Genomic DNA, 16,304 nt, shown 5'->3' on the forward strand with positions numbered 1-16,304 from the left:
TCAAGCCTCCTGTTCCAAGATGTTCTTGGCTCGGTAAAACTGGTCGTCTTTGAGTCGCCCGAATAGAACGAGTGATGACCCCAGAGTGTCAGACTGCTCGTAGCGCCCCGGGAAAAACGTAAGCATCGGCTTATCGGTCACAACGCTCTGCAAGTTGTGCAGCACGTTGTGGGAGCGGATGTATGGGAAGACCTCACCAATGCCTGTGAGGAAGACGATGTCGAAGTCAGCCACACCGAGCTTGGCCCGGATGGCAGCCGCGATGTGTAGCTGCGGATCGAGCATCCCTTGGAGCAACTCACGGAAATCCGCCTTGTCCTGCTCGGGTTCAAGCGCGATCAGCCGATCCCAGACTCCGCGTTCCTGAAGAATCTCCACGGACAGATCGTAGAGGTTGACCTCGCGGACAACGATGCCCTTGTTCGCCAGGCGGTTCTTGATACGCTTCTTCGACCCTGCAACCGCGAGTGCGTCCTCAGGATCGTAGGGGTAAATGAAGAACGGTACCTCGTTGCTCAGGCCCTCCATCTGGAGAAATCGTCTGCCACTGAGAACAGCGAACAGGTGCTCTTCCTGTTTGGATAGGTCGGTCCGTGTCACGGTTGTGCCCTCCCGGAAGTAACAGCATCGGTGGTTGGGAAGAATCGGAGGTCATTCGGAGCATGCGCGGCCAAGGCGGTGGCCACCCTTTGAGACATCATCGCCTGCTGTATGTGCCCGCTGTTGGAAAGCAACCCTGCCTCATTAAGCATCCGGAACAAGTTTGAACGCAGCTTGCGCCGCGTGGAGTCCTTGAGTTCAGACAGCTCGGTGTGCCACAAAGACTTGCTTCGCACGAAGCTGTCGAAATCGTTGAGATCGAGTGACGGCGTAAGCAAGAGAAACCGCTCGCGTACGACCTCCTCAGCGAACTCACCAATCAGGTCATATCGACGGCAGGCCGCCGCCCACATCAAGTGTCCGCGCTCGGTAGAAGTCGCCTCGATGAGTAGTTTGATTTCGTCGTCGGTCAGCACGGCGAGCCGTTGGATAACCTCACGCGCCAGCCTGAGCCCAGAGGCAACTGTACGAGCCTGAAGCAGGTTCTCCCCCGCGACCACCGTTCGAACTCTTGCCCAGTCGCGTTCACGCAAGTAAATGGGCGCAATGATCGCCGCCTCACGCATGAGGAGGGCACCACTGGTAAATGAGAGTGCGTAGCGCTGCGCCTCGGCATGCTGCTCGATCACGTGTAACCCCCCTTTCAGTTTTTCAGGCAAGTAGTTTTGGCGTTGTCAGAGAGGTATTCCTTCAGGTGCGGCCGTCAGCTCGGCGTCTCGTCGTCGCTCGATGCTGCAGAGCCTCCGCTGCGGACCCACTCGTCTACCTCGCTTGCCTGGAACTTCCAGAGCCTGCCGACCTTGTGGGCCGGCATGCGTTTGTCACTGATCCATGTGTAGACCGTGTCCTTCGTGATCCCCAGGTGCGCGGCAATGCCATCGGCGGACAGCCATGGTTCGGCCACGGTGGAGCCTCCAGTCGGGGTTGGCAATGTCGAACAAGAGCCATCCTAGCTTCAACTGCAGGTCTTCTTAGGGTTTGAACGGGTTTGAACGGGTTAAGCCGTATGAGTTGCGTGGCTTCACCCGCAGGACATCGTCCGACAGCTGATCTTCTTCTTGCCTGATCGTGCGGCCGAGCAATCCTTCAGTTGGGGTACCGCGCTTGGATTCGACAGTCCAACCGGTTTTCCACACAGGCCACGACTTCGCTACCGGCAGCCAGCCACTGATGCTGCACTGGAGGCATGCTCAGCTACGAAGACTTCATCTTGCTCGGCGAGGAACGGGTCCCCGTCATCCAGGAGCACGAGGAGGGCCGCTGCTGGTGCGGCCAGACCTGGGATTGACCGGAACTGACCTGGCAGTATGCATGCTGGTGCTTCCTGATGCCCAAGCGCTTGCTTCAGTCCGGACCGGGATCCGTGCTGGGGTGCGGCCACGTGAGCATGGTGGAATCCAGCGACCCCGAGGCGGCCGCGCGTCACCCTCGCTCACAAGAACATGCCGCCCCCCGCCCACTGGGCGGGGGGTCACTCTTACTTAAGGGCTGAAGTCACGCCGGCGAATCCCGCATGGGCGGGCTCTTTGGCTGTCGATACAGAAATGTGCGTCTCCTTTGATTGGCGGGCATAGAGTGCGATGAGACAATTCATGTCAGATGCCTCGACGAGCACGAGAAGTTCCGGTTGACGCCATCATGTCTCTTCGAGCCGCCTATGAGCCAGAGATACCAGAGCCTCAACCCTTGCCTTCAGGTCTGGGTTGATGCGAACGTTCTCGAACCGCAGCTGACGAACACCATAGGCGAGCACCACCGACCAATATTCGCGGTCCGAAGCCCTTCGAGAGTCCATCCAGCTTAGGATCGTGGCATACCAGGCGGGAGACAAAGAACCACGCGCGAACGATGCCTCGCCAAACCGCTCGGAAATGTCGTCTACCGAGGGCCAGTCCGCGCCAAGGAACGGCGAGTCGGGATGAACCCAGCTAGACATCATGAGAACCGCGGGGTCCCGGAGCGAGCTAGAGTATTGGTTTTCGTCCGAGTCGATAATGACGGGTAGATCGTCGCACACCAGAACATTCGCTGCATGCAGATCGGTGTGGCTCATCACCGAAGACGTGGTGACCCACAGCTCAGGAGTGGGCGCGCTTAGGCCGAGCGCGGAAAGCTCGCGGACAAAGTTCTCCCACGTGATGATCTGTTCGACGATGTCTCGAAGAGGCACTGTTCGCGCGGGCGATTGCTCAAGCGTATCGAGACTCGTGCGAAGCACTTCGGTGATCCTCGCCGCTTCCATGTCGTGGGAACCGATGAGGCGCATTAGTGAAATAGGGGACGTGCCAGCAAGCTGCAAGATGGCGACTATTGCGCCGCCCATGAGGCCGCCTATGACATCGACACGACGCGCTATTGCGTCCTTCGCGAGCAGATCTTGTAGTCCCCCGGCAGCCGGGATCGCCTCGCCTACCTTTGCCACCACGTCCGCGATGGGACCGCTTGGAGATACCAGTTCACAGCGCCAGACGGGTGCGCCCGTCAGACCGCCGGCGAGCGGTTTTGCGGAAATGGCTGATGCGCCATAGTGATGTGCAATTCGTCTGAGTACTCGCTTCTGACGCGCGTCGATCGTGCCATTCACAGTGACTTCAATGACGTCGAAGCCAGCGATGACTTCCCGCAGATCCTTAATCAGGCGTTCAAACTTGTCGAACTGGGACTTTCGAAGCACAGACACTCGGTCTATGCGCACGTCTCCTTCCTGGAAGACGAAGCCCGCGCCTTCCATCGTCTCCTGCGCATGGTCGAAATCGGTGTATCCGCTGAAGACGATGACGCGAGAGTCGGGGTGGGCGGACGTGACGATCCGAAAAAGCTCATCACCAAGCTCATCCACGGCGTTCTCGCCTGCGCGCATGGGCAACTTTCGATCCAGTACGAAGAGGTCGATCAGCTGGTCAGTCGCTTCTACGAAGGCAAGCGCTTTCTCGACTGATTCGAAAGTGATCAGTTCGTAGCCTGCGTCAACAATTGTCGAAGACGCCTCCGCGAGTTGCTGCGGATCGTCATCAACCAATATGGCACACGGGTTGGCCATCAGCCTCGTCCTCCAGTAAGCGTGAAAGTTGCGGCTCCGCTTCGGCCTGCAATCCTGAAGCCGTATCCGAGCTTTTCTGTCGCCGTCTTGATGAGGGCCATACCGATCCCTTGGTGCCCGCTTTTCGTCGATATTCCCGTTGTCTCGACGTCTTGGATGTCGAACTGGGTACCAGCGAATGGGTTGGACACGCGAACCCAGAATCGTTCGCCCACCAGGCTCCAGCTCACCTCGATGGGGCGTTCTTCGTCCGTTTCCAGCGATGCGTCTATGGCGTTCTGATAGACATTCGCCAACACTATTTCGAAGAGACCGATGTCTGTGACGATGAGCGCTGGGCGGTCGCCGAGGTCCGGAGCTGGCACGAAAGTCGGGTCGGTAGTCATGTCTGGCCAGCATTCGCGCAGTGTCCGCTCTAGGTCGCACTCCACAAGATCCAAGTCGGAACCCTCACGTATAAGCGCGACCAGGGCGTCGATGCGACGCTCCAATCGATTGACCGCGTCACTGGTTGCACTTCGCTGAAATTCTGCGACTTCGTGGCTTGCTGCCTTGCGGATCCACCCGATCGGCGGCGAGAGCTCATGCCGGATCAGTCGCGCTAGTTCCGGGATACTCCCATGTGATGACTGCGCCCCCTCGCCCGATGAATCTGACCCAACTGCATTCGTCCGAGATTCTCGGGTCGCCAGCACGTCATTGAACATTTGACGAATCTGCGGCACAGACTCTCGCTGCATCGCACGCATGAGTACGCGCACCGGAACTGCTTCCGGATTCGCCTTGATCCACGCGGCGGCGCGCAACCTCGCGGAAGGCGACTCCGAGTTCAGGGAATCATCGAGCCAATCGAGCCCGGGCTCACCGTGGCTAGTCATTGCTGCTGTAGAACCGGGCTCGTCGCTCGAAGGCTTCGCGACCGCCCTCCATGATGGTTGTGATTGCGGAGATAACCGGTGGGGAGTCGAATGCCCCCGAGTCGACCACTTCGCCGTGTTGCCCGTCGCTCGCCAAGACGAACACGCGCCCCGCCGCTCCGAGTACAGGGATGTTTGCGTTGTGTGTTGCGACGATCGTCTGGACCTGGTCGCCCGTGCGATGGTTCATCGCCGACACGACGTGATCTACTAGGTACGCGTTATCGAGATGATCTTCGGGCTGATCAAGGATCAATGTCCGTTCTCGTTCGGACAGCACGATCGGCAGCGTCACGGCGCACTTCTGCCCAGCGGACAAATTGTCGACGCTCTTGTCCACGGCACCGTCACGGAGTAGGAAGTCGACGCTGTCCCTGAGACAAACTTTGGCGAGACGTTCGACTCCGTCGGCGGAGTCAAGCCCACCAATCACGCGCGCTGCCTGTTCTTGAGAGAGATCCCCCGCCGACGCGAGTCCGTCGACATCGCGTGCCTCGACCATCTCCAGGAGCATTTTGGGAAGTACGCGCGCCGCAAGCGAGTCAATGAGGGTGGCTCTGGTGTGAGTGCCTTTGAGGCTGTCGGTGAGGACCTCACGAAGTTCGGACGCGTCCGCAAGGTGTTCGACTACGACAACGATGTGATGGTCGATCTGCCGTGACGTGGATTCAGCAACGGCCTGCCGTGCACGAAACAGACGTTCCTCCTCCGCTTCGACGTGGGCGAAAGCGGCATCTCGCCGTTCCCTAAGCGACTGCAGTTCTGCTGACAGCACTACAATCTTCTTGTCGTTGTCGTCGAGTTCTCGCAGCTGGGCATCAACGTTGCGAATCTGGGCGGTGATCTGCCCCAGCCCCGCCTCTGCCTGCTCGAGGTTCTCTCGCAGTGGTGCCGCGGTTTCACGTAGCTTTAAATCCTCCCCTGTGGCCCTCGCGATTTGTCCGGATACATCTCCATCGAGGACGCCGATCGAGGTTCGAAGACTGTCGGCGTCTGTGTGAACCGCGTGAAGAGCCGCAGCGAGGGGTACTTCGTCTGCGATGAACTCGCTGTTAAGCATGTCGAGTTTAGCGAGAATCTGGTGCACGGTGTCGACAGCAGCACTCATCCGACCTAAGAGTTCTTTCGCGTTCCGAAGATTCGAACTCTTCCGGACGATCGCGCTCGAACGCGCCTCGATCTCGCGCAGAGTGTCGCGCTGAGCAGCGAGCGGGCCCTGCGCATCGCCGACCAATGATTCTTCCTGTGACCGATAGATTTGCAGGTCAGCTTCAAGGCCCGCGCGTTTGAGTGACTCTTCTTCGCACTTCTGCAACTGGCCGCGAAGATCGAACATCTCGCGAGAAAGTTGGCCAAGTTCGTCGCGCGGCATTGCGGTGGCTTCTTCTCCCGCACGGAGGTCCAGGAGCTTGAGCCGGTTGGCCGCGTCAGAAGCAATCTCTTCTAGCTCGCTCTGTCCGAGGACGAGCAAAGAGTGAGACAAGTCGCGGTCTCGCCCACGCCCCTTCGCGTCGACAATGACCTGTGTCGCGCCGGTCTCGTCTTCCAGATCCACGATCACCTCGCCTACGCCCAATACCGTGGATAGGAACTGCTCACGCTGCTGTCGCCGATGCTTGTCGGCATGCTCGGCTCCAAGTGCGTGCCGCAGCAACTCCAGCAACGTCGTCTTACCAACGCCCCGGGACCCGATGACGACGTTCAGCCCACGAACGAACGAAACGTTCAGCCCATTGAGAAAGCCTCCGTTAATCCGGAGTCTGGTAACCCACATTGGCTGTGCCTTTCGCATTGGTATCGGGTCTCACGAACGAGACTACAAGCTCACCCTAAGCGGGAGGTCGTGCGTGCAGGTCTCAGTCGGAAAATGGATGGGGGAAGCCCCTCGAACGATCACGACTTGGGGGCCGTGTCTATCGCCTGGGTTCAGACATCCGTCTTCCCTGCACGCCACTGACGAAACTCGTTGCCGGTGAATGTCGCGCCGCAGGTCGTACAGCGGTAGTCGCCACTGTCCATTCCTCCGTGGTACTCCTTTGATAACTGCGGGTGGTCGCACGACGGGTTGCCCTTGTTGGCCCACCGTTCCTCAAGTCTGTTCGCTTCCTCAAACTGCACTGCCGCCTCCGATTGGATCTAAGGACTCTCGGCAACTCTAGCCGGGAACTTACGGACATAGGCGCAACGACCCAAGTCGACATGACGTCTATTCAACTGCTGTTCGTTCGGGTCATCGGGCCGGGAAACGGGACCGGACGGAGCTAGACTGCGTATGGAGCGCGTGCAGCCGCTCACCATCAGTGGGAGGTATTGGTCGTGGCTACCGCATCGATGCCCGAGCGTTCGGCCGAACCAAGTGCAGCGACTGATGACCTTGACGGCATCGTCAAAGACGATTTTGGTATGTTTTCGCCGCTTACGCCTGATGAAAAAGTTCCGCTTGGTCGGCTGTTGACACCAACTCGTTTCTGATCGCGAGTTTGGATTCGGTCTTGGCGCGATGCATGGGTTACCCGAATTCCGCAAGGATGGCGCTGACTCGAGCATTGAGTTCATCGGCTCGGGCGAAAACCTCAGCCTCTTTTTCCGGCGAGATGTGAGGCACTGACGCTGTGGGCTGTTGAATCTCTTTTGGTTGGTCGATCGGAGCATCTTCAAGCAGCCAGGGCATTGTTCCGATCAGCAAAGACAGTGATGACCGGTGCATCGAGGTGTATAAGTCCAAGTAGCCCCAACGATCGATCGCCGGCAAGAGGTTTGGGCAGTCGGGCCAGTCAGACCATTCAGGGCTCGGGTCCTGGAGACTATGGCGATGCACCCCTGCTGGTTCATCACGGCGGTGCGCGAGCGACCTGACCGCGGCCGAGGCCCAGCCAGTGTTCGTGCCGAGCACCTCGAGCCACGACCATACAGCGCATGCTGGGCAGGCCACCTCTTCTTCCGAGGTTCCAATCCCGGTGCGCAGTTCTTTGAACGAAGCAGGGGTCAGCCCAAGCGCCTGTTCCCTGGTGAGACCGAGCCCGCCTTGATGATTCGGCGCGAGCAGCACGCCGGCGAACATCAGTCGACGAAGACGCAGGCGACCTATCCAGAACGTCGCGGGGTTGTTGATTCGAGCAGCGCCCTGTCGCAATAGCGATCCGAGCGCTGCGGAGTCTGCGCGGTGTGCTGCAGGCCAAGCTGTCACCCGGGGTTCGGCTTTGGTCACTTCCGCTCGGAGCGAAGCCAGCAATCGCTGCGATGGCCCAGCCTGCCGAGCGAACCGTGAGAGAACGCTCTCGTCTCGGTCTTCGGGTGGGGTCCCGGTGACCTCACACCAGTCAATCCATAGTTCAGTAAGAGCAGAAGTGATGCTGGACATCGTCTCAGCGTCTCACGCGACGGTACGCATGTCTCATGGCCTGATAAGCGCACTTATCAGGGACCCAACGGCAAATGTCACTACACCGACTTGCTCCGAGCCAGATCGTGGGAAGGACAGTTCCCGCAAGCGGCCCGACGGGCCGCCCTATCCGCGGGTGGCAGATCAAGCCACTAGCACGCGAGAGGGACATGCGTGGATGATCCGAAGCGTGAACGCCTCAGCGCGTAGCAGTGACCACATTTAGAATTGATCCCATGGAGCGCAAAGGTAAAAAGGGGCAGGCTTCTTCCGAGGCCGCCGCTAAAGCCATCGCGTTGCGGCCGATCCCGCCGGAGGCCATTCGCTCCGGGGCCACTGTCGCGGCCGCCATCGCGATCCGTCGCGAGCAAGAGCGTCTGACGGCACTCGGGGGCAATCCAGACCGGCGCTGACGCGAGCTTGCGATTGGACCAGAAGTCATCCCTAAGCAGTCGGGAATTCGGCGTCCGCCGGCAACCCTGTACTGCACCTTGAACGGCCAGGGGCGCTACGCTCGGAATCCTCCGACCGCCACACGCCGGCGGGTTCCTGCGGTGGAGTAGACTCGGACAATCATGATCAGCCCGTTGCCGTCAGGCAGGCCTGATTTTCTTTGCCACTGCAGGCTCCGCTTCTCTGCGAAGGCTGCTCTCAGTTCGTCGACTGATTCGGGATGCGGTGGTGCAGCCGAACGAATTCGACGGGCACCTATTTGTCGCGGCGCCCGTGCCGTCGTAGGGCTCCGATATCAAGGCGGCGCGGGCCTCGGTTGCCTGCTTGGGCCCGGCCTCGGTCTTCCAGCCCACCTCGTCCACGATCGCTCCCAAGTCTGAGCTCGAGACAGTCCATGGCGATATCAAAGGCCAATTCCATGTCGGTAACCCGCGAACCGGCTACGCACCGTCTTCCTTAGCCCCACGGGCAAAGTCGGCGAGTGACAGCGCCATCTGCGCCTTTGTGAGCAGCAGGTGTCCCCCTGCCATCCTTGATCAAGGTACTGGTCTCATGAGTAGGCGATCTCCGTCACCACGTCACCTCTCCATGCTCCTCTATATAGGCATGGTAGATCGGTTGGGATCTCGCAGTGGTCGGTGTCCCGGAAGCGGGTCTCATCGACCACACTCCGAAAGTTTTGGGGGCCAGAGGCGGGCACCCACCTCGTAACCTGCAGTCACACCGCTCAGTGAGGGGAGGTGGGTCTGACGCCAGATGCCCCACCAATCGCGACAGGAGCAGTCAGCGCGGAAGCAGATCAAAATAGGCGGTGCCAGAATTCCAGCTGATTGGGTGCAGTAATGTACCCACGGCAGGGTTCAAGGCACTCCACATCATGCCGTTGCCGGCGTAGATGCCAACGTGCCCCCAGTTGTTCGGTCCCTGCGGATTCTGAACCACCAAATCCCCCGGCTTCGGGGTGTCCGTTTGTACCCCCACACGCCACTGCTCTACCCGGGGCAGTTCGATACCGGCCTGACGGTAGATCCATTGCACGTAACCTGAACAGTCCCATGCCTTAAATGCAGTACCGCCCCACACATACCGTCCGCCTAGACCTTCCTGCGTGAACCGTAGGATGTCCTGGCGGAGCTGACTTAGATTTTGCCAAGGGGCCCCAGACCGCTCTACGGGCGGTGACGATGAGCAAAGAGCCGGCGATGTGTCTGTTTCCAAGGCCGCAACGACGGCTGTCGCTGCCCGTTCCCAACGCGCATAGAGCTCGGGGAAAGCAGATACCTGGACCGCCTGGGCAGCCAGGCCTTTGTCCATTGCCTGCCACCCCGGTATGTCGAGCAGCCCTCGAGGACTTCCTCGGTTTGGTCCCAGTGGGCCGCCATAGAAGGCGCGGGCGTTGTAGAAAGCGTTCATTAGCTGCTCGACACTCCCCCAGCCCGCCCCGGGACGCTGTTGGGCCGATCCTATCGAGTCATGGTCACTGCCGACGCCGTCATTCGGAAAGCCCAGGGAAGCCGGCACGCTGGGGTTTGCGAGTACGCGCAATCCCGACTCCTGCATTGCCATCATGATGGCAATGATCTGTCCCGACCGGGGTACGCCGAGCTGTTTGCCGACCCCGACGTACGCGCGCGCCACGCTTTCCTGTCGCGAGTTCAGCTCGTATAGGACCTGGCTGCCATCGCGGACCTCCAGGCCACCGCCAGTCCCCGTACCCGTGCTGATAGATGCGGCATCAGCCGGAACACAAGCGACAGTTGGCTCCCTTCTCAGACCAGCAAGTAGAGCCACACCCGCGACGAACGCCATCAGGCCGAGAAGCACAAGGACAGTCGAAGCGGCAGCGACACCCTTGAGGAGTGCCCGCCTTTTAACCAGACCGGCCACGGCCATAGGACCGAGCATCAGTAGACGATCCGGTCTGCGGTCGCATAGAAGGCCACCATGACGCAGCGGTCAGCCGGAGCTGTAATCGCAGGCGGGCAGTTCAGCATCACCGTTATAGGTGCGGAATAAGCGTTTTGGTCCCTGCTCGTCTCATCGACCACTTGCACGATCACAGTGCACACATGAAGGCCTACCCAGGGAGGTGGGAATTCCTGAACTTTGGCCAACTCAAGATCGCAGCGAACAGATTGCGCTGTGCCGGTCCGGCGCGCCGACTCCCGTCCAAGGCTCGCGAAGGAAGTGGCAGTCACACCAGTGGCCTCGAACTCTTTGACTAACACCGATAAGGGGTTGGATCCATCGGGAAGCAACTCCCACCACGAGCGCACCCGTGCATACACATCCGAATACGACGACGAGCGGCTGTCCCAGGTGTAGATTCCCCTTGCTGCCTCTAAAGCGAGCGAACGGAAGTCGCGCGTTGGCGAAAGATCAACAGGCGAGGCCAGTGCGGCCACATTGGTTTCGCCAGGGAGAGCAGAGGGCGCGCCCGTTGCTGCGGGTGTCCCGGAAGGTACTGACGCTGGAGGCATGCTTGGTGTCGGGCTTGGGACCGGCGCCGCAGCGGACCTACCGACCGGCCGGAACAGGATGACAAGGCCGCCTATCAGCAACACAACGAAGAGTCCGGCAACGAACGAGCGCTGACGGCCCACCGGAAGGAGTGCACGCAGTCCCCGGCCAACCATGACTTATGCAGTCTGCCTGTTGGCCTCGTGCTGGAGCACGCGCCAAGCTGTCCGGTACAACTGCCGCGCGAAACCGATATTCACGGCGACATACCGCTCAGTGACACCAAGCTCCGTCGCCAGCGCCGCCATCTGCACAGACCTAGGCAGGCCGCGCAACCCTGGACGGACTATGGTCTCCGCGACTCTTCTCAGAACAGCCGTGGGAAGGCAATCCGCAGCGCACCGGCAAAGACCTTCCATGCTGACCCCCGGCTCGGGGTGGCAGTTCAAAGCAGCATTGATAGTCATGGCGGTCTGCCGCACGACGGTAACGGCATGCCAGCGCCTCCTGTCCCTTGGCGAGGGCGGCCCGTAATGCCTTGGCCCGACTAAGCTTGAGACAGCCAATTGCCAGGTATCCTCCCTCACGTTTTTTTGCACCAGGCCAAGCATGGCCTGAGCCCAGGCGTGATCGACATACTTCTCCGTGCTGTCCCAACCCAACCCGGCGCTGACGACAGCAAGCACTTCAGGTGAGGGTTCCGCCGTCGTGAAATCCATGAGCAGCGGCAAAGTCTGATGACTAAGTTCGCGCCGGACGTGTGCCGCGCAGATCTTGTTGCAGACACCTTGGACCCAGGCTTCGAACGGAATGCCGGGCAACTCCCGGTAGCGCCCCTTCGTCACGCCGTCCCATACGGCGACCCGGATATCCTGCATGAGGTCGTCCACATCGCACATGCGCCCAATCCGCGTAAGACGGGAAACCACGTAACCCTGAACACTGTTGACCGCGCTCATGATGCGGTCGATCGGGATATTGCACTCCCCTGCCGCAGGAGGGTTTAGCAATGAGACGTCGACAGTGATGGTCTTAACTGGTTCCCGGATGGGTTTATTTGCTTTGGCGTCGAGTTCCACGACTTCACCGCTTTTGTTCAGATCGAGTAGTAAGCAGAGTCGCGGGTAGAGCAACTCGCGGATGTGGATGCGCAGATCCACCAACGACCAGTAGAAGCTATAGAAGTTATTGTCGAAGATACTTAAAGTATCGTCAAGGGTGCCGTTCTTACTTTTTGGTCAACCTTCGGGAAGAATGTGGCTATGCCGCGGATTACCCAGCCACACGACGCCGCCTGGTCGGCTGACGTTGAGGCTGCCGTCGCCACTTTTGGCAACCGGTCGCGGAACGAGATTCTCCGATTCCTCACGGCGAATGGACCGGCGACGCGAGGCGACATTGTCGCAGCCGTCAGCGCCGGCGAACCGAGCGTAGCTAAGCACCTCACCGCCCTGGAGGACGCGGGCGTGGTGATAGTCGACGTCGAACCTGGGCGCCGGCACGGGCGCTCGCCCCGGTACTCTGCCAACGCAGCCCGAATAAAGGAACTGCTCGACGCGCACCTAGGCTACCTGCTCGAGAAGTAGTGGCAACGTTTGCGACGGCGGTAGCGCCTGTTCGATCTATTCCGCTGCTTCACCCGCGTCTGACGATGAACCCGCCGCTGCTTGCTCACCTTCCGGCCGCCGGCTGATGTCCCTGTTCAAATACTCTGTGATGACACGAAGCGTTTCCGGGGACACATCACCAAGAGTCCTGGCCGCAAACGTCTTCACACGAGCTGCGCGCAGGGACTTCACAAACTCAAGCTGTGAATCAATGCGCTCGGGCAGGTCAGCGGCCTCGCCTCCCTGCAGATACCCAGGGTCGACATTGAAGATTTCACACAGAGCTCCCAGCAACGCCGGGTCACTGACGAGTCTCCCCGTGCCGTCCTTCATGTAGAACCAGCGGGCTCTGGAAAGCTTGATTCCCCTGCTCTGCAGCTTCTGCTGAACCTCACGGAACGTGACCGGCTGACCTCGCTCGGCAACCACAACATCAAGCAGAAGGTTCAGGCGTCGCGCCAACTCTGCCTGTGGAGACGAGCCAGCACTGAATGCCTCTTGGTCAGAAGACAAGACCCGCCTCCCTTCTGGTGCGATGGTTCACGCCGACCCTGGTGCCAGTATTCCTCTGCGGAACGCCGCCTGCAATAAGGCTTGCGGGTTGCTTCCATCCCCTTACGGATGAGCGTATCGTTCTCCTGTAGACCCGTCTACAGGTCGTTCAGCTCAGTCATTCGGCGGGGGTCTCCGTGGCAGAGGACATCTTGATGAACCGGACGCGAAGCCGACTCCTTCGGTTCCTAATCGTGCATGGTCCAGCGTCTTGCGGGCATGCCTCTCGTGCCCTGGGACTTTCGCAGTCGACCGTCCGTCGACAGATCACGCTGCTGAGCGACGCCGGTCTAATCACCCCGCTAGCAGGAACCTTCGGCGCCCAAGTGGACCTAATTGAGAAGCATCTTCAGGAGCTATCCGCCGGGTTCCAATGTCCTGTTACCGACCTCAGGAACCCAGACCATGAGGACGCGCACTCGTCCGAATCGCCGTTCCACTCCTGCGAATGCCCAGGAACGTCGGAGGAAACCAGCTGAACAAGGTCGGATCGATTTTTTGAGGATTGCTCTGAAACTTCAAAAATGGAGTCGTCTGTTTCCGGCGCCATAGAGGATGAGAGTGGAGTCGCAAGCTCGCCGGCACGTGCCACCCGACGGTCGAGCGATCATTAGGATGCTCGACCCGCGGCTCGGGCGCCTACTTTGCCACTTAGTACATGCAAGCCCACCGGGCCATTGACGCATCCAAGGACCAGGCAGACAGGACCATGCTTTCAGCGCCGTTACACAGACAGAAATGAATGGCAGGATCTACCAACTGCCTGAAGTACGAAGGCAGGTACAGCTATTGGCGGAGACTTCAGAGGTAGTGCAACCATGACGTGTACCAAGCGGTTCTTGTTTAGTCTAGGAAGTTCACGCGTCCCTGGCGCGTCACATAGGGACTTGAACCGCCAGGCCCCACTTATCGCGGCGAGGCATCCCGGGCATTCCCGGTTATTGCCGCCGCACCTTGATGTCGGGGTGGTTCTCCTCGACCCAGTCGGCCATCCGGTTGCCCCGCAACGCTATGAACTTCAGCGAGGCTTCCCGAACCCTGATGTACTCGTCTTTTGTGACCGGGACGCCGGAGCGCGTGAAGACCTTGTCCTCGTCATCCTCCTCGAGGAAGAAGGCGATCTTCCCCTCCGGCGTCACGAGATCCTGGAAATGGAAGAACTCCACGAACTTCTCGAACGTGCCGAAGAGTTCGAAGAAGTCCCAATAGTTAGTGATGACGTCGGCGAGGGGGCTGTCTGGTTCCTTGGCGTAGTGGCGCCGGATGCACTCCAGCGTCAGGTCCATCCGGTCCGCAATCTTTGCTCGCATTCCCCTGGCGGTGTTGAGGGTGGGCAGGTGTATTCCCCTGACGGGCCAGATCATGGCGCTGCCGATCGTGTACGGCGGGTCGAAATAGCGGCGCTTCTGCTCCTCATTCAACTGGGCCTTAGCCTCGACCAAGGCCTTGGGCTTCACCCACCTGGTGTAGGAGTTCGTGATGGCGTCACTGCCGAACGTGATCGATTTGTCGGGCGTCTGCTCGAACATCAGGTAGTTTTTCCGACGCACCTTGGGAATTTCCGAGACCGCCAGTTCGAACAGCTGGCCCCCGCATAGCTCCTTCGTCCAGAGCAGCTGATGGTCAGCCTTGAGCCGCGGACTATTGGAGTCCGCGTCCGTTCCCGGAGGCGTGGTGTCGAGAAGGTAGTCGAAGGCGATGTCGAAGACGCGCATGGAAGGAAGTCTAGGTGGCCGCCTATTGCGAACCGCGGAACCTGCGGCTGAAACAAGCTTGTCTCCCGCGGGCGGTCGCGGATGTCCCTCTGAGGGTAGACGAATTGTTAATTTACTGGCGGAAAGCACGGGCTTCCGATTGTTAAGGTCCGCCCAGAAACCCCGCAAACATAAGGACTGATTGTAAATTTTCGGGCCGAGTGGACTGTTATTATGAGTGTCGTTAAGGTATATGCGTGGTCTTTAACGCGTCGCTGACAAAAGCTCGGCGCCGACGGACACAACCGGAGAGGTCTGCAGGATCTTGCCTTGTCCCTGCTCCGGTTCGACTCGCGCGTTGGCGGAGTCAGCTCATGTACAGTCGCGAGACCGCCCCTTGCACACGGCGTGCCGCACTGTCCCTTACCTGGGCGATGCTATTCCTGAGGCGACTGAACTGCTCGGCAACCACGGCATCGGTCTGGGCGATCGATTCTTCGTTCCGGAATTCCCACAAGACGCGCTCTCCGCTCATGGGCGGATTCTGGTCTCACACTTCGCGGAAGGGTTCGCAACTCTTTACCGGGCGACTACTCCAGAATCCATTACGTGAACGAGTTGATCGATGTGCTACGCGGCGCCCTCGGCGACACAGATGTGCAAGCGCTTGTGCACGCGGCGACGGCGGGGGGATTCCTTGTGGCAGCCCACACCACTGATACCCGTGATAAACCCAAACGCTACGCTACGAAGCCGAATTTGAAGGCCGCGCACCGGCGGTCACGCCGTGCTCCTAACGGTCACCGCACGCCGGCTGCGGCGACATCCGGCTATGCCGAAGGTGTCGGATATTCTGACCGTAAAAAGGCGAGGTGGGGCAAATTGACGAACAGCAGGCAATAGCGGCCGTAGCGAAGGCATTGAAGAGTATTCCCGAAAAGAATTTCAGCGCGTGGCCGGGCGGGTGGCCTGACCAAATCGGTTTGTCTCTCGTCGATGCCGTGTTCTCCATCCGAGCCGTCTATAAGACGAAGCACCCGGCCAAAGGCGTCCTCGGCAGGGCGAAGTTATTCCGAGACGCCTACCCCGACGCCGCAAACGACCTTGAGTGCTTGCGCAACCTAGGCGAGAAGCGAATAAGGGAGGTCATGGGGAACGGTAAAACCGTCGGACGCTTCAAGAGCGAGTGCATCATCCAAGCGGCCGACAACTTTCTTTCTCTCACTCCCCCAGTTCGCAGCGCGACGCACCTCCATGCACTCGACCCGGACCACAGAAGTGCCTACACGGAGGTAAAGGGCCTCGGCGACGTGACATACGAGTACCTCACCATGCTGCTTGGCCAGCCCGGGATCAAGGCAGACCGAATGATCCGTGGCTTTGTCGATGCCGCACTCAAAGAACAACATCTGGCGCCTGTGAAGGCGGAAACTGCTAGGCGAATTGTCGCCGCCGTGCATGCCGCGGAGCGCCCCGATGTTGAGCTTCAGAAGTTCGACCACGCGATCTGGAAATCACCACATCGGCTTGCCTGTTAGCGCAATGCCAGCTCGACTCGTCCGATTACAGAGTTGCTTAGAACCGCCAAGAGGTCAAAGG

At 59.7% G+C, this 16,304-nt stretch carries 17 protein-coding genes; 5 read left to right on the top strand and 12 right to left on the bottom strand.

What is annotated here, in order from left to right; all coding sequences use genetic code 11:
* From AC3ANU_RS13935 to AC3ANU_RS13960, 6 genes are all read right to left on the bottom strand, one after another.
* Entirely contained in the window at positions 1-600 is a 600-nt protein-coding gene (locus AC3ANU_RS13935; protein ID WP_488314732.1) for a DUF1788 domain-containing protein, read from the bottom strand.
* On the bottom strand, positions 597-1,229 hold the full coding sequence (locus AC3ANU_RS13940; RefSeq protein ID WP_488314733.1) for a DUF1819 family protein: 633 nt from the start codon (positions 1,227-1,229) through the stop codon (positions 597-599). The genes AC3ANU_RS13935 and AC3ANU_RS13940 overlap by 4 nt, the downstream gene beginning before the upstream one ends.
* Before the next feature lie 74 nt (positions 1,230-1,303).
* Positions 1,304-1,504 carry a helix-turn-helix domain-containing protein gene (locus AC3ANU_RS13945; RefSeq protein ID WP_347783594.1) on the bottom strand — a complete coding sequence of 67 codons (201 nt, stop codon included), beginning with the start codon at positions 1,502-1,504 and terminating at the stop codon, positions 1,304-1,306.
* A 732-nt stretch (positions 1,505-2,236) separates the two neighbouring features.
* A complete protein-coding gene (locus AC3ANU_RS13950) occupies positions 2,237-3,640 on the bottom strand; it encodes a protein kinase family protein (protein ID WP_488314734.1) in 1,404 nt (467 codons plus the stop codon).
* Entirely contained in the window at positions 3,640-4,518 is an 879-nt protein-coding gene (locus tag AC3ANU_RS13955) for a sensor histidine kinase (RefSeq protein WP_488314735.1), read from the bottom strand. Before AC3ANU_RS13955 ends, AC3ANU_RS13950 begins: the two co-directional genes overlap by 1 nt.
* Positions 4,511-6,331, bottom strand: coding sequence for an AAA family ATPase (locus AC3ANU_RS13960; protein ID WP_488314736.1), 1,821 nt, complete (start codon positions 6,329-6,331; stop codon positions 4,511-4,513). The genes AC3ANU_RS13955 and AC3ANU_RS13960 overlap by 8 nt, the downstream gene beginning before the upstream one ends.
* A gap of 542 nt (positions 6,332-6,873) precedes the next feature.
* Here AC3ANU_RS13960 and AC3ANU_RS13965 point away from each other — a divergent pair.
* Entirely contained in the window at positions 6,874-7,029 is a 156-nt protein-coding gene (locus tag AC3ANU_RS13965; protein ID WP_488314737.1) for a hypothetical protein, read from the top strand.
* Between the two features lie 37 nt (positions 7,030-7,066).
* Here AC3ANU_RS13965 and AC3ANU_RS13970 read toward each other — a convergent pair whose 3' ends face one another.
* Positions 7,067-7,618: a hypothetical protein gene (locus tag AC3ANU_RS13970; protein ID WP_488314738.1), complete on the bottom strand. Its 552-nt coding sequence runs from the start codon at positions 7,616-7,618 to the stop codon at positions 7,067-7,069.
* Positions 7,619-8,175: 557 nt separating this feature from the next.
* On the opposite strand from AC3ANU_RS13970, the gene AC3ANU_RS13975 reads away from it, so the two are divergent.
* Complete coding sequence (locus tag AC3ANU_RS13975) at positions 8,176-8,352, top strand: hypothetical protein (RefSeq protein WP_165838088.1); 177 nt, start codon at positions 8,176-8,178, stop codon at positions 8,350-8,352.
* Between the two features lie 823 nt (positions 8,353-9,175).
* On the opposite strand, the gene AC3ANU_RS13980 is transcribed toward AC3ANU_RS13975, so the two are convergent.
* The 3 genes from AC3ANU_RS13980 to AC3ANU_RS13990 form a co-directional block, all read right to left on the bottom strand.
* Positions 9,176-9,430, bottom strand: coding sequence for a C40 family peptidase (locus AC3ANU_RS13980; protein WP_488314739.1), 255 nt, complete (start codon positions 9,428-9,430; stop codon positions 9,176-9,178).
* An 866-nt stretch (positions 9,431-10,296) separates the two neighbouring features.
* On the bottom strand, positions 10,297-10,797 hold the full coding sequence (locus tag AC3ANU_RS13985; RefSeq protein ID WP_488314740.1) for a hypothetical protein: 501 nt from the start codon (positions 10,795-10,797) through the stop codon (positions 10,297-10,299).
* A 234-nt stretch (positions 10,798-11,031) separates the two neighbouring features.
* Positions 11,032-12,012: a hypothetical protein gene (locus AC3ANU_RS13990; protein WP_134164336.1), complete on the bottom strand. Its 981-nt coding sequence runs from the start codon at positions 12,010-12,012 to the stop codon at positions 11,032-11,034.
* Between the two features lie 102 nt (positions 12,013-12,114).
* Between AC3ANU_RS13990 and AC3ANU_RS13995 the strand changes: the two genes are divergently transcribed.
* Positions 12,115-12,438 (top strand): ArsR/SmtB family transcription factor, encoded by a 324-nt coding sequence (locus AC3ANU_RS13995; RefSeq protein ID WP_109864167.1) that lies wholly within the window; start codon positions 12,115-12,117, stop codon positions 12,436-12,438.
* A gap of 36 nt (positions 12,439-12,474) precedes the next feature.
* Here AC3ANU_RS13995 and AC3ANU_RS14000 read toward each other — a convergent pair whose 3' ends face one another.
* Positions 12,475-12,972, bottom strand: coding sequence for a hypothetical protein (locus tag AC3ANU_RS14000; protein WP_109864168.1), 498 nt, complete (start codon positions 12,970-12,972; stop codon positions 12,475-12,477).
* Between the two features lie 194 nt (positions 12,973-13,166).
* Between AC3ANU_RS14000 and AC3ANU_RS14005 the strand changes: the two genes are divergently transcribed.
* Positions 13,167-13,490 (top strand): winged helix-turn-helix domain-containing protein, encoded by a 324-nt coding sequence (locus tag AC3ANU_RS14005; protein WP_109864169.1) that lies wholly within the window; start codon positions 13,167-13,169, stop codon positions 13,488-13,490.
* A 459-nt stretch (positions 13,491-13,949) separates the two neighbouring features.
* Here AC3ANU_RS14005 and AC3ANU_RS14010 read toward each other — a convergent pair whose 3' ends face one another.
* Complete coding sequence (locus AC3ANU_RS14010; protein WP_134164338.1) at positions 13,950-14,726, bottom strand: DUF6994 family protein; 777 nt, start codon at positions 14,724-14,726, stop codon at positions 13,950-13,952.
* 851 nt (positions 14,727-15,577) lie between these two features.
* Here AC3ANU_RS14010 and AC3ANU_RS14015 point away from each other — a divergent pair.
* Entirely contained in the window at positions 15,578-16,243 is a 666-nt protein-coding gene (locus AC3ANU_RS14015) for a hypothetical protein (RefSeq protein WP_134164339.1), read from the top strand.
* Positions 16,244-16,304 lie beyond the last annotated feature (61 nt).

Source organism: Arthrobacter sp. SDR-2R, from assembly GCF_057747955.1.